General features: G+C 56.9%; 14 protein-coding genes. 8 read left to right on the forward strand and 6 right to left on the reverse strand.

From position 1 onward, the window contains the following. Window positions 1–285: 285 nt before the first annotated feature. Complete coding sequence (locus tag BLU01_RS28210; RefSeq protein ID WP_092279005.1) at window positions 286–681, reverse strand: HNH endonuclease; 396 nt, start codon at window positions 679–681, stop codon at window positions 286–288. Between the two features lie 11 nt (window positions 682–692). On the opposite strand from BLU01_RS28210, the gene BLU01_RS20685 reads away from it, so the two are divergent. Then, window positions 693–1,843, forward strand: a protein-coding gene (locus BLU01_RS20685; protein ID WP_092271200.1) for an IS3 family transposase whose coding sequence is annotated in 2 segments (ribosomal slippage) — window positions 693–927 and window positions 927–1,843 — 1,152 coding nt in all. Because the reading frame shifts where the segments join, the coding sequence is not laid out codon by codon here. 15 nt (window positions 1,844–1,858) lie between these two features. Here BLU01_RS20685 and BLU01_RS20690 read toward each other — a convergent pair. From BLU01_RS20690 to BLU01_RS20705, 4 genes are all read right to left on the reverse strand, one after another. After that, on the reverse strand, window positions 1,859–3,094 hold the full coding sequence (locus BLU01_RS20690) for a P-loop ATPase, Sll1717 family (protein ID WP_092279007.1): 1,236 nt from the start codon (window positions 3,092–3,094) through the stop codon (window positions 1,859–1,861). 98 nt (window positions 3,095–3,192) lie between these two features. Beyond that, window positions 3,193–4,443, reverse strand: coding sequence for a ribonucleotide-diphosphate reductase subunit beta (locus tag BLU01_RS20695; protein WP_092279009.1), 1,251 nt, complete (start codon window positions 4,441–4,443; stop codon window positions 3,193–3,195). Window positions 4,444–4,956: 513 nt separating this feature from the next. Beyond that, window positions 4,957–5,211, reverse strand: coding sequence for a hypothetical protein (locus BLU01_RS20700; protein WP_092279011.1), 255 nt, complete (start codon window positions 5,209–5,211; stop codon window positions 4,957–4,959). A 190-nt stretch (window positions 5,212–5,401) separates the two neighbouring features. Further along, window positions 5,402–5,665 (reverse strand): DUF2790 domain-containing protein, encoded by a 264-nt coding sequence (locus BLU01_RS20705; protein ID WP_092279013.1) that lies wholly within the window; start codon window positions 5,663–5,665, stop codon window positions 5,402–5,404. Between the two features lie 406 nt (window positions 5,666–6,071). On the opposite strand from BLU01_RS20705, the gene acs reads away from it, so the two are divergent. From acs to argR, 7 genes are all read left to right on the forward strand, one after another. Continuing rightward, on the forward strand, window positions 6,072–8,027 hold the full coding sequence (gene acs / locus BLU01_RS20710; protein ID WP_092279015.1) for an acetate--CoA ligase: 1,956 nt from the start codon (window positions 6,072–6,074) through the stop codon (window positions 8,025–8,027). A 697-nt stretch (window positions 8,028–8,724) separates the two neighbouring features. After that, a complete protein-coding gene (locus BLU01_RS20715) occupies window positions 8,725–9,498 on the forward strand; it encodes an ABC transporter substrate-binding protein (RefSeq protein WP_092279017.1) in 774 nt (257 codons plus the stop codon). 91 nt (window positions 9,499–9,589) lie between these two features. Then, complete coding sequence (locus BLU01_RS20720; protein ID WP_092279019.1) at window positions 9,590–10,279, forward strand: ABC transporter permease; 690 nt, start codon at window positions 9,590–9,592, stop codon at window positions 10,277–10,279. Then, window positions 10,276–10,974: an ABC transporter permease gene (locus BLU01_RS20725; protein WP_092279021.1), complete on the forward strand. Its 699-nt coding sequence runs from the start codon at window positions 10,276–10,278 to the stop codon at window positions 10,972–10,974. Before BLU01_RS20720 ends, BLU01_RS20725 begins: the two co-directional genes overlap by 4 nt. A 1-nt stretch (window position 10,975) precedes the next feature. Next, a complete protein-coding gene (locus tag BLU01_RS20730; protein ID WP_092279024.1) occupies window positions 10,976–12,088 on the forward strand; it encodes a M14 family metallopeptidase in 1,113 nt (370 codons plus the stop codon). Between the two features lie 27 nt (window positions 12,089–12,115). Then, window positions 12,116–12,880 (forward strand): ABC transporter ATP-binding protein, encoded by a 765-nt coding sequence (locus BLU01_RS20735; protein WP_046042317.1) that lies wholly within the window; start codon window positions 12,116–12,118, stop codon window positions 12,878–12,880. Between the two features lie 246 nt (window positions 12,881–13,126). Then, entirely contained in the window at window positions 13,127–14,107 is a 981-nt protein-coding gene (gene argR, locus BLU01_RS20740) for a transcriptional regulator ArgR (protein ID WP_092279026.1), read from the forward strand. A gap of 25 nt (window positions 14,108–14,132) precedes the next feature. Here argR and BLU01_RS20745 read toward each other — a convergent pair whose 3' ends face one another. After that, a complete protein-coding gene (locus tag BLU01_RS20745; protein WP_231987096.1) occupies window positions 14,133–19,190 on the reverse strand; it encodes a leucine-rich repeat domain-containing protein in 5,058 nt (1,685 codons plus the stop codon). Window positions 19,191–19,379: the final 189 nt, after the last annotated feature.

Consider the following 19,379-nt stretch of genomic DNA (forward strand, 5'->3'; position numbering starts at 1 on the left):
AATAGCGGGAGGCACGGCGGGTTGCACTGACTGATTTCAAAACAATGCGAAACCTGCGGCAACACACCAAACCTGTGGGAGCGAGCTTGCTCGCGAATGCCTGCATCAACGCATCGGCTAAGCCAGGTACAAACCTGTGGCGAGGGGGTTTACCCCCGTTGGGCTGCGCAGCAGCCCCAAACCTAGCAAACGCGGTGAATCAGACAAACCTAGTTGTGAGGATTAACGACTGCTTCGCAGCCGAACGGGGGTAAACCCCCTCGCCACGAATCCCATTCACCTCGATTACTCACGTCTCAGCCGAGCAATGTTGTCATAAAGCCACGCGGTAAATTCATCCCTATCGGTTGAGTAGTGGCAACGTCGATGACAATTAGGACATAACGCCACGGCGTTCTTCGGACGATCCGAGCCGTGCTTGGCCAAATGTTTAACATGATGGACTTCGAGGTAAGGCAACCCGTCAGAGCGTAGAAAAGGAGCGTCTTGCTTGCATCCTTCGCAGCGACCTTCGGATTGTTTCAATATCCAGTCGGAAATCTTCTTCGCGCGCGCATACCTAATCGTTGCGGTGCTGGTCTGTGTGGGATTCAGAATTCCTTCCGGCACGTCGTCGGCATTAAGTGGGGCTGAATCGCCCCTAGTTTCGTAGACACCTCCAAGCCTTAAAATGAGGCCCATTAGGAGGTGCCATGAGCAACCAGCGATATCCCGAAGAATTCAAAATCCAGGCGGTCAAGCAAGTGACCGAAAAGCAGCTTCCTGTCTCGGAGGTGGCTGCACGATTGGGTGTGTCCGTGCACAGCCTCTATGCCTGGGTTAAGCGCTACACCAAGCCCCAAGAACAGCGCGTTGAGGAGGATGATCAAAGCGCTGAGGTTCGTCGTCTACGTGCCGAGCTGAAACGGGTGACGGAGGAGCGAGACATCTTAAAAAAGGCCGCCGCGTACTTTGCCAAGGAGTGCGGCTGAAGTACGCCTTTATTAAGCAGCAATCGGGTCATTACGCGATTCGACGGCTTTGCCTGACGCTCAAGGTTCATCCCAGCGGCTACTACGCGTGGCTATCAGAACCAAAATCTGCGCGAGCCAAGGACGATCAGCGACTGCTTGGATTGATCAAACACTCCTGGCTGGAAAGCGGTGGCGTTTATGGCTATCGCAAGATCCATGATGACCTGCGAGAGGTTGGTGAGAGCTGTGGCCGTCACCGGGTGGCTAGGTTGATGCGCCTTGAGGGTTTACGTTCTCAGACTGGGTATCGACGGAGGCCGGGAAAATATGGCGGTAAACCAGCCGTTGCCTCACCGAACTTACTGAAGCGCCAATTCGATGTCAGAGAACCCAACAAAGTCTGGGTCACAGACATTACCTACATCCGAACATATGAAGGCTGGCTGTATTTGGCCGTGGTGCTCGATCTGTTTTCACGCCAGATCATTGGTTGGTCAATGAAGTCGCAGATGACCAGCGACGTAGCCATTGATGCACTGCTGATGGCGGTTTGGAGACGTAAGCCGAAGCAAGAGGTGATGATCCACTCAGATCAAGGCAGTCAGTACAGCAGCTCAGACTGGCGAAGCTTCTTGAAAGCTAACAACCTGGTGGCCAGCATGAGTCGTCGAGGTAACTGCCACGACAACGCTGTGGCGGAGAGCTTTTTCCAGCTGCTAAAGCGGGAACGGATCAAGCGTAAAATCTACACTACACGCCAGGATGCTCGGGATGATGTGTTCGATTACATCGAGATGTTTTACAACCCAAAACGACGCCACAGTTTCAACAATCAGCTGTCACCGGTAGAGTTTGAAAAGCGTTACGCAGCGAGCCTGGAGAGTGTCTAGAAAACCCGGGGCGATTCACTTTTTTGAGTAAGTTATCTCCGCGTCTCGTATCATTTTGGCGGTTATTTTTGGGTGGCCTTGAGCCTGCTCTAAACATTCATTCATAAACAAGATGGCATCTCTAGGGCGCATTAATGTTCGATCTAGCATAAAGTCTAATGAACGTTCACTACCCACGTGTGGGGGAAGGATATCTCCCGATTTTACCCTGTCTTGGGTATAAGCTTGTCGGATCATAAGGCTTGTACGTTTATCTAACATTTCTTCTATTTGCTCTTTGCTCCACCTTATTCTTAAGAGCATGTCTTCGTATTTTTCTTCCTGAAAGCCTGCGTCTCTTGTTCGATCAAATACTCGTCCAAGCAAATCAAGTCGTAGGGCGACGATTATTTTTACCGAGCTAACCTTCCTGAATGTTTTTATTGTTTCAATTAGTGCCCGGATTAGACGATACCGCATCTCGTCCTCAACCCAGTTGTCATCCAATTTATCTATGATTATGAAGAATTTTTGTTGTGTGTCTGTAAATATATCTTGGGCCAATAAGCTTATTACGTTGTTGAGGTCCTGAACCTGTACTTTGTTTACAACTGCCTGGGCGCGGCTACATATTTCTTGCTTTGACTCTCTTGTGAGTTTTTCAGCGCCTGAAGCGTTAATCGGGATTCCGAGTGATTTTAAGTCGATATCCCCTTTGAGTTCGTTTTCAAGTTTGGTAGTTAGCTCTTTGATTCGCGTGTCTGTTTCAAGCCAAAATTTATCCCCCCATTGGCGAAGATAATTAATCGCTTTTTCTTTTTTTTGATCTCTTCTAAAGATTTCCGAAAGACGCTCTGAGAAAGTTCTGTTAGAGTACTCGTTTGTTATTTTGAATTTGTTTTTTATTAATTCAACGGATAAGACGTGCCGCCATAGCAGTTGATAAAATAAATCAAGATTTACACCTAGGCTTTCGAAGAAGGTCAGGATGTTTGAGTTTGATATGTAGCCAATCGATAATTCCTCAGGAAGTAACTCGATTACATGCTCTTCTTTTTGTTTTATTTTTTCTAAAAGCGCGCTTTTTCCTGCGCCGGTTCTTCCTAGAGCAATGCATTTAGGATTGTGCGTATCAGTTAGTACTTCAAAGTCACCGGTGTCGAGGAAGCAATCTTGAAGAAAACGGTGGTCTTCCTCAGCGCTCATTGCGCCTACAGACATGTGCTTTTTATATTTGAACTGTGGAACGGGGTCTTTTTTTCCATTGCCCATATCGTTCTCCAATAAAAAAAGCCCCGCATTTGCGGGGCTTCTCTAGCTTCCCAACAAACATGTAAGGTCAGCTTTTATAGCATGGCATCACATCGCCATCAATCCCAGCTCAAAGCCCCACCAGTCTGATACTCAATAACCCGCGTCTCAAAGAAGTTCTTCTCTTTCTTCAAGTCCATAATCTCGCTCATCCAAGGGAACGGGTTAGTCGTCCCTGGATACTCTTCCTTCAAGCCAATCTGCGACAGACGACGGTTAGCGATGAACTTGAGGTAGTCCTCCATCATCGCCGCGTTCATCCCCAATACACCGCGAGGCATGGTGTCGCGCGCGTATTCGATCTCAAGCTGAGTGCCTTGCAGAATCATCTGCGAAGCTTCTTCCTTCATTTCGGCATCCCACAAGTGCGGGTTTTCGATTTTGATCTGGTTGATCACGTCGATGCCGAAGTTCAGGTGCATGGATTCGTCGCGCAGGATGTATTGGAACTGCTCGGCGACGCCGGTCATTTTGTTGCGACGGCCCATGGAGAGGATTTGGGTGAAGCCGCAGTAGAAGAAGATGCCTTCCAGAACGCAGTAGTAGGCGATCAGGTTGCGCAGCAGTTCTTTGTCGGTTTCGACGGTGCCGGTTTCGAACTTCGGATCGGAGATCGAGCGGGTGTACTTGAGGCCCCAAGTGGCTTTTTTCGCGACCGATGGGATCTCGTGGTACATGTTGAAGATCTCGCCTTCATCCATGGCCAACGATTCGATGCAGTACTGGTAGGCGTGGGTGTGGATCGCCTCTTCGAAGGCCTGGCGCAGGATGTACTGGCGGCATTCCGGGTTGGTGATCAGGCGGTACACGGCCAGGACCAGGTTGTTGGCAACCAGCGAGTCGGCGGTGGAGAAGAAGCCGAGGTTGCGCATGACGATGCGGCGCTCGTCGTCGGTCAGGCCTTCCGGGTCTTTCCAGAGGGCGATGTCGGCGGTCATGTTGACTTCTTGCGGCATCCAGTGGTTTGCGCAACCGTCCAGATATTTCTGCCAGGCCCAGTCGTACTTGAATGGCACGAGTTGGTTGAGGTCGGCGCGGCAGTTGATCATGCGCTTTTCGTCGACAGCGACACGGGCGGAGGCGCCTTCGAGTTCAGCCAGACCTTCAGCGACGTCGAGGTTGTCCAAGGCAGCCTTGGCACGCGCGATCGCGGCGGAGTCGGACGCGGTCACGGCACGCGCTTCTTGGGCGGCGACGCCACCGGCGGTGTCGAGGCGGTCCATGTTGGCTTCAGTCGCGTGGCCGGCGTTTGCGCCTTTTACCGCTACTTCGCCTGTGTCTTCTTTGTCGAATTCGTCCCAGCTCAGCATGACGTGTCGTCTCCTGCGTGAGGGCCAGTTGCCCGTGTGATGGTTTTTCACACGGTCGTACTGGCCGCGTTGGATCTTAAGGAATCGTTTTTTGCAGCAGCTATACGCAGGCATCAAACAGAATTTTGTACGGAAAACCCGAAGCCGCCTCGGTGCGCAGAAACGTGAAAAGCGTCTGCCTGGGCTTCGGATGCCTGCCTGTCCCTGTAAGGGAATATTGCAGGCCCGTTTGAGGCCGCATTATAGGGAAAAAAACCGGCGTGTGGTGCGACGAATCGGCGCTGAGAACGGTAGGCGAGGGCGGGTATTTGGGTCGGAGCGAGGGTTTACAGGGCTTTGACTGGGGATCGACTGCGAAGATTTTTTTTTGCTAATTTTTGGCGAGGCGTATTTTTGATCAAAAAACAGCCAAAAATACGGTTTTTCACTATATGTTGTGTTTTGCGAGGCTTTTCGATGCCCTCAGACACAACTGAGCCCGACCGAAGTCGGCGAAGGCTAATCAGCCAAATGTCAGCTGAAAGTGGCCGAGTTGGTGCGTTCGAAACCATCAGCCGCGAAGGTCGCCGAACCGGTTTTGTCGTAGCCATCTTCAGCGACGGTAGCCGAGCCGGTGCGATCGTAGCCATCTTCAGCAACTGTGGCGGAGCCGGTGCGATCGTAACCATCAGCAGCGACTGCCCAGCCGGTGCGGTCAAAACCATCAGCGGCGAAAGCGCTGCCGGCCAGTACGGAGAGGGTCAGGGCGAGGATCAGTTTGGTTTTCATGGTGGTAGCTCCAGGTTCGTTGGCGTTTTGTGCCTTGGGTGTGGAAGTAATACTACGCCAGTGAATTTGATTAAAAAGCGCAAATAATCGCACTAAACAATCGTATTATTCGATCTATACGGTTCGGCGCTTCAGCTACCCAATAGAGCGGGCAGTTGGGTCGAACCGTTTAGAGGGGAAGTGCGGGAGATCAGCCGTTAGAGCAGCCGTTGCCCATAACGCTGTAACGCAGGATGTGGCGCTGACCTTTGGAATCGTCGTATTCCATTTTCATCGGGACAACTTCACAGACATTCGGGATTTCGCTCATGGACACAACGTTGGCGATGTCCAGGTGGGTGGAGTAAGTGTATTGCTCTTCCACCGGTTGTTGCTGCGCGAAATCAGTCGGGGCCTCGTCTGCCATGGCGGTTAAGCACATGCTGCTGAGGGCCAGAACTAATAAAGCTTTCATTTCAAATTTACCTTTCTGAGGTCGAGTGGGGTCACGCAATCTTTTTGGGATTGCGTGTGGAACTTCAGTACTTGGTTTTTTGATTAACTGCCTTCGTGGGGGCTGCAACTTGGTTAATCAGGTTTGCCTTGTTGGCGAGGCTGATTTTAGGCGTGAGGGTTGGATTCATATACCCGTGCTTTTGATAAACACCTTTCGCAATTCCCGTAACAATCAGTAATAAGTCAAAAAATCGCAGGTCCCGGTGCGGGGTTGCGGGCCAGTCAATGCAGGGGTTTTGCGGATTTCGCGAGGTATTCACCACGGTTTGCAGGGGCTTGTTACTACCATCGTCGAATGGTTCTATAGGCCCGGCCCGGCTACAACAGGGTCATACAAAAACAACTATTCCACCGAGGTAAGAAAGATGAGTGCGGCTTCTTTGTATCCCGTTCGTCCCGAGGTAGCAGCCAATACGCTGACTGACGAGGCCACCTATAAGGCCATGTACCAGCAGTCGGTCGTCAACCCGGACGGCTTCTGGCGCGAACAAGCTCAGCGCCTCGACTGGATCAAGCCTTTCACCACGGTGAAACAGACTTCCTTCGACGATCACCACGTCGACATCAAATGGTTTGCCGACGGCACACTGAACGTTTCCTACAACTGCCTCGACCGTCATCTGGAAGAGCGCGGCGATCAAATCGCGATTATCTGGGAAGGGGATGACCCGTCCGAGAGCCGCAACATCACCTACCGCGAACTGCACGAACAAGTGTGCAAGTTCGCCAACGCCTTGCGCGGCCAGGATGTGCATCGCGGCGACGTGGTGACTATCTATATGCCGATGATTCCCGAAGCCGTGGTCGCCATGCTGGCCTGTACCCGGATCGGCGCGATTCACTCGGTGGTGTTCGGTGGTTTCTCGCCGGAAGCGCTGGCGGGGCGGATTATCGATTGCCGTTCCAAAGTGGTAATTACGGCCGATGAAGGCGTTCGTGCCGGCAAGAAGATACCGCTGAAGACCAATGTCGACGACGCGCTGACCAACCCGGAAACCAGCAGCATTCAGAAAGTCATCGTGTGCAAGCGCACCGGCGGCGACATCAAGTGGAACCAGCATCGCGACATCTGGTACGAAGACCTGATGAAGGTGGCGGGCAGCGTTTGCGCGCCGAAAGAGATGGGCGCCGAAGAAGCGCTGTTCATCCTTTACACCTCCGGTTCCACCGGCAAACCGAAAGGCGTGCAGCACACCACTGGCGGTTACCTGCTGTATGCGGCCATGACCCACGAGCGCGTGTTCGACTACCGCCCGGGTGAAATCTACTGGTGCACCGCCGACGTCGGCTGGGTCACCGGCCACACCTATATCGTCTATGGCCCGCTGGCCAATGGCGCGACTACCGTGCTGTTCGAAGGCGTGCCGAACTATCCGGACATCACCCGGGTGGCGAAGATTGTCGACAAGCACAAGGTCAACATCCTCTACACCGCACCAACGGCAATCCGCGCGATGATGGCGGCGGGTAACGCTGCAGTCGAAGGCGCTGACGGCAGCAGCCTGCGCCTGCTGGGTTCGGTGGGTGAGCCGATCAACCCGGAAGCCTGGGATTGGTACTACAAGAAGGTCGGTCAGTCGCGCTGCCCGATCGTCGACACCTGGTGGCAGACCGAAACCGGCGGCAACATGATGAGCCCGCTGCCGGGTGCCCATGGCTTGAAACCTGGTTCGGCTGCTCGTCCGTTCTTCGGCGTGGTGCCGGCACTGGTGGACAACCTGGGTAATATTCTGGAAGGCGCCGTTGAGGGCAACCTGGTGATTCTGGATTCGTGGCCGGGCCAGGCGCGCACGCTGTATGGCGACCATGACCGTTTTGTCGACACCTACTTCAAGACCTTCCGTGGCATGTATTTCACCGGTGACGGTGCGCGCCGTGACGAGGATGGTTATTACTGGATCACCGGTCGCGTGGATGACGTGCTGAACGTTTCCGGACACCGCATGGGCACGGCCGAAATCGAAAGCGCGATGGTTGCGCACCCGAAAGTCGCCGAGGCGGCGGTGGTTGGCGTGCCGCACGACATCAAGGGGCAGGGCATTTATGTCTACGTCACGTTGATCGGCGGCGAAGAGCCGAGCGAGCAACTGCGTCTGGAACTGAAGAACTGGGTGCGTAAAGAGATTGGCCCGATTGCTTCGCCGGACGTGATTCAGTGGGCGCCGGGGCTGCCGAAAACCCGTTCAGGCAAGATCATGCGGCGGATTCTGCGCAAGATCGCGACCGCCGAATATGACGGCTTGGGCGATATTTCGACCTTGGCGGATCCAGGCGTGGTGCAGCATCTGATTGATACGCATAAGACGATGAACGTCGCGTAAGCAGCTGTTTTGATGTGTTGAAGCCCTGCCAGGTGTTATCTGGTGGGGCTTTTTATTGACTGGGGTTCTTGGGGTGGTTGTGCGGGCCTCATCGCGAGCAAGCCCGCTCCCACCGTTGATCTTCAGCGAACATAAAATCCGTGCCGGGCGCAGATCCCTTGTAGGAGCGAGCTTGCTCGCGATAGCGACCTGTCAGGCACCACATCAACAACGTCCAATAATTATCGGCTTCACTCGTAGGCCATTTCCCACTGTTACCGCCATCGATGAATGTGTCTGAATGTGTAACCGCCCGCACGAATCCGGGGCATTGGGAAACGCACAGCCCCGTTTCAGAGCGTCTAAACCGCGGGTGAAAAATAAGACACCACGCTGTACTTGCCGGATTAGAAGGGTTTGCCAATAATAGGCCCGCAATTTGCAGCATAGATCGGTTTACAATCTTTTGCTCTTGCATGAATTTGCAGGGCTGTCAACGTGTCCAAGTGGCTTTCTCGGTGCATCTGTAATTAGTTGTCGCATTGAAGAAATATCGACTTCGGACCTGTCGTTAGAATGCCGATCACTCGCTCGTCGTCGCTCGCGCTGAATCAGCGTGGGTTTTGCATGACGCAGCAGCGCTTTTCGATTTCACCCATTCGCATATTGGGCTGTTGCTCACTCTGCCGTTTTTGCCCTTTACCGATGGAGTCCCGAGATGAAGAAACTTGTGCTGCTTGGCGCCTTGGCACTGTCCGTGCTGTCCCTCCCAACCTTCGCCGATGAAAAACCCCTGAAGATCGGTATCGAAGCGGCTTACCCTCCGTTCGCCTCCAAGGCACCGGACGGCAGCATCGTTGGTTTCGACTACGACATCGGCAACGCTCTGTGCGAGCAGATGCAGGTCAAGTGTGTGTGGGTCGAGCAAGAGTTCGACGGTCTGATCCCGGCACTCAAAGTGCGCAAGATCGACGCGATCCTGTCGTCCATGTCGATCACTGAAGATCGCAAGAAGTCTGTCGACTTCACCAACAAGTACTACAACACCCCGGCCCGTCTGGTGATGAAGGCTGGTACTCAAGTCAGCGAAGGCCTGGCTGAGCTGAAAGGCAAAAACATCGGCGTGCAACGTGGTTCGATCCACGAACGTTTCGCCCGTGAAGTGCTGGCGCCACTGGGTGCTGAAATCAAACCTTACGGTTCGCAGAACGAAATCTACCTCGACGTCGCTGCCGGTCGCCTCGATGGCACCGTGGCCGACGCCACGCTGCTGGATGACGGCTTCCTGAAAACCGACGCTGGCAAAGGTTTCGCGTTTGTTGGCCCGGCCTTCACCGACGTCAAATACTTCGGCGACGGCGTGGGTATCGCAGTCCGCAAGAACGACGCGCTGAAAGACAAGATCAACACCGCGATCACGGCCATTCGCGAGAACGGCAAGTACAAGCAAATCCAGGACAAATACTTCGCCTTCGATATCTACGGCAAGTAACACGTCCCGGCGACAAGTCCGAAATGGCGCAAGCAACAGGATCTCTGCGGTTTGCGCCATTTTTTCATCCCAACTTTCGAGGACCTGAATCATGTTGAAAGGCTACGGGGCTGTCATCCTCGATGGCGCATGGCTGACGCTTCAGCTCGCCTTGTCGTCCATGGTCCTGGCCATTGTTCTGGGCCTGATCGGCGTTTCGCTGCGTCTGTCCCCGATCCGCTGGCTGGCGTGGCTGGGCGACCTGTATTCCACGGTGATTCGCGGGATTCCCGACCTGGTGCTGATCCTGCTGATTTTCTACGGTGGTCAGGACCTGCTCAACCGCGTCGCGCCGATGCTCGGATTTGACGACTACATCGACCTGAACCCGTTGGCCGCCGGTATCGGCACCCTCGGTTTCATCTTCGGTGCGTACCTGTCGGAAACCTTCCGTGGCGCGTTCATGGCGATTCCCAAGGGCCAGGCCGAAGCCGGCATGGCGTACGGCATGAGCAGTTTTCAGGTGTTTTTCCGGGTGTTGGTGCCGCAGATGATTCGCCTGGCGATTCCGGGTTTTACCAACAACTGGCTGGTCTTGACCAAGGCAACCGCGCTGATTTCGGTGGTCGGGCTGCAAGACATGATGTTCAAGGCAAAGCAGGCGGCCGATGCCACCCGCGAACCTTTCACCTTCTTCCTCGCAGTGGCGGCGATGTACCTGGTCATCACCAGTGTTTCGTTGCTGATATTGCGTCAACTTGAGAAGCGCTACTCGGTAGGCGTAAGGGCGGCTGATCTATGATCTTCGACTACAACGTCATTTATGAGGCCTTGCCGCTGTACTTCGGTGGCTTGCTGACGACGCTCAAACTGCTGGCGATTTCGTTGTTCTTCGGGCTGCTGTGCGCATTGCCGCTGGGCTTGATGCGCGTCTCGAAAAACGCCGCCGTCAACATGACCGCCTGGCTGTACACCTACGTGATTCGCGGCACGCCGATGCTGGTGCAGCTGTTTTTGATCTACTACGGTCTGGCGCAGTTCGAAGCCGTGCGCGAAAGCGTGTTGTGGCCGTGGCTGTCCAGCGCCACGTTCTGTGCGTGCCTGGCGTTCGCGATCAACACCAGCGCCTACACCGCCGAAATCATTGCCGGCAGCTTGCGCGCAACGCCTAACGGCGAGATCGAAGCGGCGCGGGCGATGGGCATGTCGCGCTACAAAATGTACAAGCGCATTCTGCTGCCGTCGGCCCTGCGCCGGGCGCTGCCGCAGTACAGCAACGAAGTGATCATGATGTTGCAGACCACCAGTCTGGCGTCGATCGTGACCTTGATCGACATCACCGGTGCCGCGCGCACGGTCAACGCCCAGTATTACTTGCCGTTCGAGGCGTACATCACCGCCGGCGTGTTCTACCTGTGCCTGACGTTCATTCTGGTCAAGCTGTTCAAACTGGCCGAGCGCCGCTGGCTGGGCTATCTGGCCCCGCGGAAGCACTGATATGGAACGTATCGATCACTCATTGCCGTGGAGCCATTTGGGCAGCGAGCGTCATATTTCGGTATTTCGCTTCGGCAAAGGCGAGCGCAAGGCCTACATTCAGGCCAGCCTGCACGCCGATGAATTGCCGGGCATGCGCACCGCGTGGGAGCTGAAAAAGCGCCTCACCGAACTCGAAGCGCAAGGCTTGCTCAACGGTGTGATCGAGCTGGTGCCGGTGGCCAATCCGCTGGGCCTCGGTCAATTGCTTCAAGGTAACCATCAGGGGCGTTTCGAGGCCGGCAGCGGCAAGAATTTCAACCGTGATTTCGTCGAACTCAGCGCGCCGGTGGCCGCTGCGGTGGACGGGCGTCTGGGCGATGATCCGCACGCCAATATCCGTTTGATCCGCCAAGCCATGAGCGATGCGCTCGCCGCATTGCCGCCGGCAGCGAGTCAGTTGCAAGGCATGCAGCGCGTGTTGCTCAGCCACGCCTGCAGCGCTGACGTGGTGCTGGATTTGCACTGCGACGCCGAAGCCGCGCTGCACATGTACGCCTTGCCGCAGCATTGGCCGCAATGGCGTTCGCTGGCTGCGCACCTCGACGTCAAGGTCGGTTTGCTGGCCGAAGATTCCGGCGGCAGTTCGTTTGACGAAGCCTGTTCGCTGCCGTGGCTGCGTTTGTCGCGGCTGTTCCCGGACGCGCAGATTCCGCTGGCGTGTCTGGCGACGACGATTGAATTGGGTGGCCAGGCTGACACCGGTCGCGCCGAGGCTGAGGCTTACGCCGAAGGCATTCTGGCGTTCCTCGCCGAGCAAGGCCTGATCAGCGGCGAATGGCCGAAACCGGCGCACGACGCCTGTGAAGGCATGCCGTTCGAAGGCACGGAATTGCTCTTCGCGCCGCATCCTGGCGTGGTGAGTTTCTTGCGCAAGCCGGGTGAGTGGGTCGAGGCCGGCGACGAGATTTTTGAAGTAATCGATCCTTTATCCGATCGCGTCAGCACGATCTGTGCTGGTACGTCCGGGGTGCTGTTTGCCGTTGAACGGCTACGTTATGCCCAACCCGGTTTCTGGCTGGCCAAGGTGGCGGGGCGCGAAGCGCTGCGTCACGGGCGCTTGCTCAACGACTGACTGACTGTTTTTGTGAGAACCGACCGCATGTACAAACTTGAAGTCCAAGACCTGCATAAACGCTATGGCAGTCACGAAGTGCTCAAGGGTGTGTCCCTGAAAGCGGCGGCTGGCGATGTGATCAGCATCATCGGCTCCAGTGGCTCCGGCAAAAGTACTTTCCTTCGTTGCATCAACCTGCTCGAGCAGCCGCACGCGGGCAAGATTCTGCTTAACAACGAAGAGCTGAAACTGGTGGCCAACAAGGACGGCGCGCTGAAAGCCGCCGACCCGAAGCAGCTGCAACGCATGCGTTCGCGCCTGTCGATGGTGTTCCAGCATTTCAACTTGTGGTCGCACATGACCGCGCTGGAAAACATCATGGAAGCGCCGGTCCACGTGCTCGGCATGTCCAAGGCTGAAGCGCGCGAGAAAGCCGAGCACTACCTGAACAAGGTCGGCGTGGCGCATCGCAAGGACGCTTACCCTGGCCACATGTCCGGCGGCGAGCAGCAGCGCGTGGCGATCGCCCGTGCGTTGGCGATGGAACCTGAGGTGATGCTGTTCGACGAACCGACCTCGGCACTCGACCCGGAACTGGTTGGCGACGTGCTGAAAGTCATGCAGGCACTGGCGCAGGAAGGCCGGACCATGGTTGTGGTCACGCACGAAATGGGCTTCGCCCGTGAAGTGTCGAACCAGTTGGTGTTCCTGCACAAAGGCGTCGTCGAAGAAAGCGGCAACCCGCGTGAAGTGCTGGTCAATCCACAATCCGAACGCTTGCAGCAATTCCTTTCCGGCAGCCTGAAATAATCAAGAGTGCCGTTGCGCACCGGGATAGTGCATGCTTCGCCATTTGGCGGCGGTCCACAATCCCTGTAGGAGCGAGGCTTGCCCGCGAAGAGGCCGTGTCAGTCGACATCATGTGTGAATGACACACCGCCTTCGCGGGCAAGCCTCGCTCCTACAGGGGATCGCTGCCAGTTTCGAGATTTGCGTTCATTTACGGGCTAGCATTGGCCCATGCCTCATCACTGTTTTAGTTTCGGATTGCCCGCCATGACTGCCCATCGAATTGGTTTCCTGATTTGGCCCAGCACTAAAGCTCTGACGCTTGCGCTGGCTGAGGAGGCCTTGCGTGTTGCTCAGCGTGTGCATCCAGACGTTGTCTACGAACTGTCGTTTTTACAGGCCGAACCGCCGACCGAAGGCGCCTGGCAATTGCCCGGTGAGCCATGGGCCGGCAAGCTCGAAAACTTCCAGAAACTGTTTTTGCTCGCCGATGAGCCGCCGACCGCATTGGCCCCGGCGCTCAGCAGTTCGCTCAAACAACTGGTGCGCGCCGGTTGCGTGATTGGCGGGTTGTCCGCCGGTGTTTACCCATTGGCGCAACTCGGTTTGCTCGACGGTTACCGCGCTGCCGTGCACTGGCGCTGGCAGGACGATTTCGCCGAACGCTTCCCCAAAGTCATCGCCACCAGCCACTTGTTCGACTGGGATCGTGATCGCCTTACCGCGTGCGGCGGCATGTCGGTACTCGACCTGCTGCTGGCCGTATTGGCCCGCGACCACGGCGCCGAACTGGCCGGTGCCGTGTCCGAAGAACTGGTGGTCGAGCGCATCCGCGAGGGCGGCGAGCGCCAACGCATTCCGCTGCAAAACCGCCTCGGTTCCAGCCATCCGAAGCTCACCCAAGCGGTGCTGCTGATGGAAGCGAACATCGAAGAACCGCTGACCACCGACGAAATCGCCCAACACGTGTGCGTGTCGCGCCGGCAGTTGGAGCGCATCTTCAAGCAATACCTCAACCGCGTGCCGAGCCAGTACTACCTGGAACTGCGCCTGAACAAGGCCCGGCAAATGTTGATGCAAACCAGCAAGTCGATCATCCAGATCGGCCTGTCGTGTGGCTTCTCTTCGGGGCCGCATTTCTCCAGCGCCTACCGCAACTTCTTCGGCGCCACGCCGCGGGAAGATCGCAACCAGCGGCGCAGCAGCAGCCCGTTCGAGTTGTCTTCAGTACCTTCAGAGCGCGGCTGAAGACTGGTTTGGCGCAGGCGCGAAATCAGTCTTCCATCGTTGAATCCTCTGAGTCGGACACCTCCATTTCCGCGCTGTCGATGATCGCTTCCACGCCAAAATCAATTCTGGTTTTCTTGAAGTAGGCGTGCAGGAGTTGCAGGCTTTCTTCGGAAAACGGGTTGTCGCGCAGGTTGATCGCCGTTCCCGCGTCCCGGGGCAATTCCAGCAGGTCGCTGGGCAAGTCGCGGATTTCGTTGTTGCTCAAGTTCGCTTCGTCGAGCGCTTGTAACTGCAACAAGCCATGCGGCAGCTCGGTGATCAGCGTGTCGTTGAGAATCAGCATCGACAGGTTGGGCATCTGACTGACATCAGGCGCCAGCGTCAGCGGATTGCCGCTAAGGTCGAGGATGTCCATATTTTCCATGCCGGCCAGTTCCGCCACGGTGTTCGGCGTAAGGGTGATATGGCAATCGCTGAGCTCCAGCGTTTGCAAGCGGCCCATGGTGAATACGCTGTCCGGGATCGTGGCGATTCGATAGTCGCGGATGGTCAGCGTTTTGAGTTTGGGGAAACAGCGCAGGAATCCGTCACCCACGGTCGTAAGTCCTTCCTCGCTGCCCAGATACAGATGCGATACGTGGCTGAAGTCGGCGGTCAGCGTCGGCAGGTCACCGATGATGATCATCTCGATATCCAGCTCGTATGAAGGCTCGCTCGGGTCCAAAGGGTTATTGAACTGGTCCAGTTCCAGGTCTTTGCGCCAGGCTTTTTCGATCTCCCGTTTGAAGTTGTCGCGGGTGCTGTGCTCCAGCAGCAATTGCAGCGGCGTGAAGGGCTGCTGGGTCACTGGATGCAGTGCCGGCACATCGGCGGTCCACGCCGCCAGCGTATTAACCATCGTGCTGTATTCGGTTTCGAGCCGCGTGAGTTCGATGCGACCGGTTTCCAGCGTGCCGGGCAATCGGTACACAAAATCACTCGCCTCTTCGCGGCCCTGCAGCGGATAAAGATTCACCGCCCGTTCCAGATCGGCTTGCGGGGCAACCACACCAAAGTCCTGACGGATGCGCTGGAAGTTGGCCTTGATGCGATTGCGGGTCGCATCGGAGAAAGGGTTGTCACCGAAATCGAAACGATTGACCCGTTCCGGCGGCAGATCGAACAGTTCGACAGGCAGTTCACTGATTGCGTTGTCCGAGAGAATGGCCCCACGCAGGACGGTGCGCGTGGCCAGTCCGGCGGGTACGCTGGTCAGTTGGCAGTCATTCAGGTCGAGGTATTCGAGCGCTGGCATGCCTTCCACGCTGAAGCTTAGTTCCAGGGGATTGCGATAGAGATCCAGCGTGCGCATCTTGCTCAGCGCAGCGATGACTGCCTGCGTTTCAGCGCTCAGGCGCAGGCGACAGTTGCTGATGATCAGTTGGGTCATGTCGGGTCGGGTGGCGATCACCTCTGGCAGGTTTGGCAGAGCAATGTCGCGCACTGCCAAGCGGCGCATGCCGGTGAAATGATTCAAGAACGCTTCGCCGCCCAGCGTCATCTCATTGCCTTCCAGAACGACATGGGTGATATGGCTGAAATCGGCCTCGAACGCGGGCAACTCGCCAATGATCGGGTGAATGAAAGAGAACAGATAGTCCGGATCGGGCGCTTGCGCAGTCGCCTCGTCGAGCGCGGTTTGCCGACGCCAGCAGCGTTGCAACTCACTATTGAGCAACTGCCGGTTGTTCCTGTTTGCAGCTATCTGTGCCGGGCTCAAATCGGCGCCGGTCAAGGGGTGCACGTTTACCTCGGCGTTGGCCCAGATGTCGAGGTCGCTACTGAGCCGGATAAATTCCGCGTGCAGGCGCGATAGCTCGACGCGCGCGCCCGAGGGATGTTGTTGCAACCTGTGTGTGAATACCGCGAGTTCTTCTTCAGTGAAGGAGGGGTACAACACGCGAATCCGCTCCTGCAGCGACGGTGCGCCGGGATGCGCGAGTCGGTAGCCATCTGAGCCGCCCGGCAGGCGCATGACATTCGGGTTGTAGGACGGTTTGCGTACGGGCGTGGAGGACAGCAGCGCCTGCAATTCTTCATGGGCGAGCGCGTGCTCCCGGATGCTCTGTTTGAGCAGCGGACCCTGGCCGATGTGCAGGTTGAGATTTTCGCGCTCACTGTCCGGCAATGCACTTAACAGGCTGCTGTAAAAATCGTCGCTGCTCGCCAGTTGTGCACCGGCGTTGTCGTAAGGCTGGTAGCGCCCATCTTCGAGCTGCACCAGCACTTTGCGCGGCGAGGTCAGCGGCCCGGTGCTGTCGATGGTTTCGCCATCGAACGAATAGCGTTTGATCTCGATGCGCACATTGCCCGACCAGCCCGGCAGGCGCGATAACGAATGCACCGCCAAACGCTCGGCATCCGGATTGTCCACCGAATCCAACTCCAGACCTTCGCGGGCGCGCACCGCTCGCACCTGTTGCTGCGTCCAGCGCGCCAACTCCTTGAGGCGCGGGGCGACGACGCCTTGTTCCAGTTGCTGCAACTCGCGTGCGCTTGCGCTCAGCAACAGTTCTTGCGCCGAGCCGGCGGGCAATCCGGGAACTGCGTCGATGAGGTGCTGGGCCAACGGGTCTGCGCTGATTTGCTGAGCCCGGTAACGCGCCTCGAACAGCGTGTTGCGTTGCGACTGCGCAATCTGCGTCAGCCGAGCGCGAAGTTGCCCGGTGCGAACCTCCAGTGCTAACTGCGTATCGCCAAAAGGTTCGTCGAACAAGGCCTTTATTTCCGCCTCGTCCAAGCAGCCGAGCGAAGCCTTGAGGACGTCGCCATTCGGCTCGGCGACGTCATACACGCGTGCGCCGTGATGGCCGCTCAGGTCGCTTTGCCAAGACACTTGGCCATTCCTGTCGAGCAGGCGCAGCGCTTTATGGCTGGGCCATGGCATGTCCTCGGTCAACAGCTGCAATTGCGTCGGCGCGTCGGCGCTGAGATAGAGGTCGGCATGTTCGCTGCCGAGGCGTTCTATAAAAGTGCGCAGATCCTTGTCGATCTTCAAACGCTTGAGCGTATCGGCGAGCAAGGCGGGCAGGGGTTCATGGTCGACGTGGATTCGGCGCAGGGTATTTTCGTGATATCCGCTGATGCTCAGGGCTTGTTCACGCTCGGCGAGGGACAAGCTGTCGGCAACATGACCGAGGCGCATCAGGAGTTTTTCGCGAGTCCAGCTCAGCGGTTGCTCGTGCTCGATCTGCCAGGCGCCATTGCCGTTGTGTTTGAGCCGGGGTTTGTAGGCCTCGGGCCGGGTCGGGTGCTCGATCTCGAACGGTCCTCGGCCATTGGTTTTTGTCACGGAATAGGTGTTGTCCTCGAGTATCAGCAGGTTTTTTTCGTGGTGCTCGCGCAGGCCCAAATCGCCCGGTGACAGCTGCGTCGCAGTCTCTGATCGTTGGTAAGGCTTCATATTGCCATCCCAATAACGGGTCTGGCCGCCAGCGGATTTGACTGGCGTGAAGCGATCAATGAAGTCGATCCAGGTATGCGGCAGTACCTGGCGAAATTCGCCAACAGCGATGCTGCCACCGGCGGCGAACGTGCCGAGTTGTACCAACGTTTCCACCACGCTCATGGTGTGCGCGAAGGCTTGCTGCGTCAGGCCTTCGGCCCAGTCGATGACGCCTTCAAAGGTTTCATCGAGCACCTGATACGCCGTGTAGGCCAGCATCAGTTCGCCGAGAAACGGCACGAACGGCAGCGCCACGAACGCGGCAATCTGCAACACCGCCGAGGCAATTCCGGTGAACGAATCCCAGCGTTCCCAGCGCGCCTGCCGATCGGCATTGGCGGTAGACACTGCGAGCGTTCGCGCGTCATTGAGAATCTTGTCGAGCTTGCGTTGCTGCAGATGATTCCACAGGTTGCCGCGGATGGGCGTTGCGGCAAATTGCAGATTGGTGTGCGCGGCCGGTGTCTCGCGCCAGCTCGGCAGCGGATCCCCTCGCTCGCGTTGGTGCCAGGTGGTTTGGGTCAGGCGATTATTCAAATCCGCGAAGAAATAGCCGCGATCCGCATGCGCGACGAAGCGGCTGAAGAACGCCTGGTAATTTTTTGAGCGCAGGCGCTTGCTCAGGTCGGCCATGAACTCGGCGCTGGACGGGTATTCCTTCAGCGGCTGCTCGGGATCGTCGGGAATGTAGGCGATCACCGAGACGGCGTTGCGGTTGCGCTCCAGGTCCGGGGCGAACAGCAGAATGCCGGTGAGGCGGGCGTTCATCATGGTCAGGTCGTGGCACAGCAGCGGTTGGCCATTGAACATCGGGTTTTGGCCGCCCTCTATCAGCCCGAGCAGCGAGCGGTAGGTCGCCTTGTTCATCGGCTCTCGCGCAATCAGCGCCAGTTCGAGGGCCAGGCGCAACGCAGACTTGTGGCTGTCGCTGATCTGCGGTTGCAACACCGCGCGCACCAGGCCGTTGCTGATGCCGAGATTGTCTTCAAGCCAGGCCTGGTATTGCTTGCCCAAATCCAGCTCGCGACACAGCCGCGCGAAGTCGCCGATGCCGAGACGATGCTTGATGTGTCGGAGCACTTCGAACTGGCCAGTCGCCGAAGGCTCGGTGATGTAGGCCGATTCCGCGGCATAAGCGTCATCCTTCGCTTCGTCGGGCTCGAAGTTGTGCAGCGCCGCGTCCAGCAATGAAACGGTCCAGGTGCGCGCGCCTCCCGACTTGATCGGGAACCACGGTGTGGTGGTCGGGATATACAGGCGCAACCACGTTGTGTTGACGTCCAGGTCCAAGCCGAATTGCTGTTTCAGCGCGGCCCGCAGCAGTGGCGCGCCAAATTCGCGGGCGTTCTGCAGTCGTTGCAAGCGTTGGTCGATGGCGTTCTGGGCGTGCCAGTAAGCGCTGTTCAACTGCTTCAGCGTGCGGTGCTGGGCCGACGTGACATGGCCGAATTGGCTGATCGCGCTGGGTTGCATGTCGGCGAGGGTGGCGCGGCGAGCGGCGCTGGCCTTGAGCAACCATGCCGGCAATGTCGCGGCCAGATGTCCGTAATGCTCATCCGGATGTTGCGGCCAGAGTGGCGCGGGGGTGATGAGTCGAAAGTCCTTTGAAAAATTCACGGTGCTGTCCTTGAGCGTGTCGAGCTCGCTATCAGACCCGCCAATCATTTTTCATGTGCGGTACATATTTACCGCACATCAAACAAAGTCCTCGATTCAAATACACGCGGGTGCCGCTGGTCCGCCGCATCGGTTTAAACTGCGCCATTGCGACGGTATATGTCGCATTGCCGTAAACCCGGCTAAAAC

It is taken from the genome of Pseudomonas prosekii (assembly GCF_900105155.1).
In the GTDB taxonomy this organism is placed as follows: domain Bacteria; phylum Pseudomonadota; class Gammaproteobacteria; order Pseudomonadales; family Pseudomonadaceae; genus Aquipseudomonas; species Aquipseudomonas prosekii.

Bases quoted from the DNA above. Each gene is read 5' to 3' on its own strand.
- BLU01_RS20690 (WP_092279007.1), bottom strand. From the start codon at position 3,094: ATGGGCAATGGAAAAAAAGACCCCGTTCCACAGTTCAAATATAAAAAG.
- BLU01_RS20730 (WP_092279024.1), top strand. From the start codon at position 10,976: ATGGAACGTATCGATCACTCATTGCCGTGGAGCCATTTGGGCAGCGAG.
- BLU01_RS20725 (WP_092279021.1), top strand. From the start codon at position 10,276: ATGATCTTCGACTACAACGTCATTTATGAGGCCTTGCCGCTGTACTTC.
- BLU01_RS20715 (WP_092279017.1), top strand. From the start codon at position 8,725: ATGAAGAAACTTGTGCTGCTTGGCGCCTTGGCACTGTCCGTGCTGTCC.
- BLU01_RS20695 (WP_092279009.1), bottom strand. From the start codon at position 4,443: ATGCTGAGCTGGGACGAATTCGACAAAGAAGACACAGGCGAAGTAGCG.
- BLU01_RS20720 (WP_092279019.1), top strand. From the start codon at position 9,590: ATGTTGAAAGGCTACGGGGCTGTCATCCTCGATGGCGCATGGCTGACG.
- argR (WP_092279026.1), top strand. From the start codon at position 13,127: ATGACTGCCCATCGAATTGGTTTCCTGATTTGGCCCAGCACTAAAGCT.
- acs (WP_092279015.1), top strand. From the start codon at position 6,072: ATGAGTGCGGCTTCTTTGTATCCCGTTCGTCCCGAGGTAGCAGCCAAT.
- BLU01_RS20735 (WP_046042317.1), top strand. From the start codon at position 12,116: ATGTACAAACTTGAAGTCCAAGACCTGCATAAACGCTATGGCAGTCAC.
- BLU01_RS20700 (WP_092279011.1), bottom strand. From the start codon at position 5,211: ATGAAAACCAAACTGATCCTCGCCCTGACCCTCTCCGTACTGGCCGGC.
- BLU01_RS28210 (WP_092279005.1), bottom strand. From the start codon at position 681: ATGGGCCTCATTTTAAGGCTTGGAGGTGTCTACGAAACTAGGGGCGAT.
- BLU01_RS20705 (WP_092279013.1), bottom strand. From the start codon at position 5,665: ATGAAAGCTTTATTAGTTCTGGCCCTCAGCAGCATGTGCTTAACCGCC.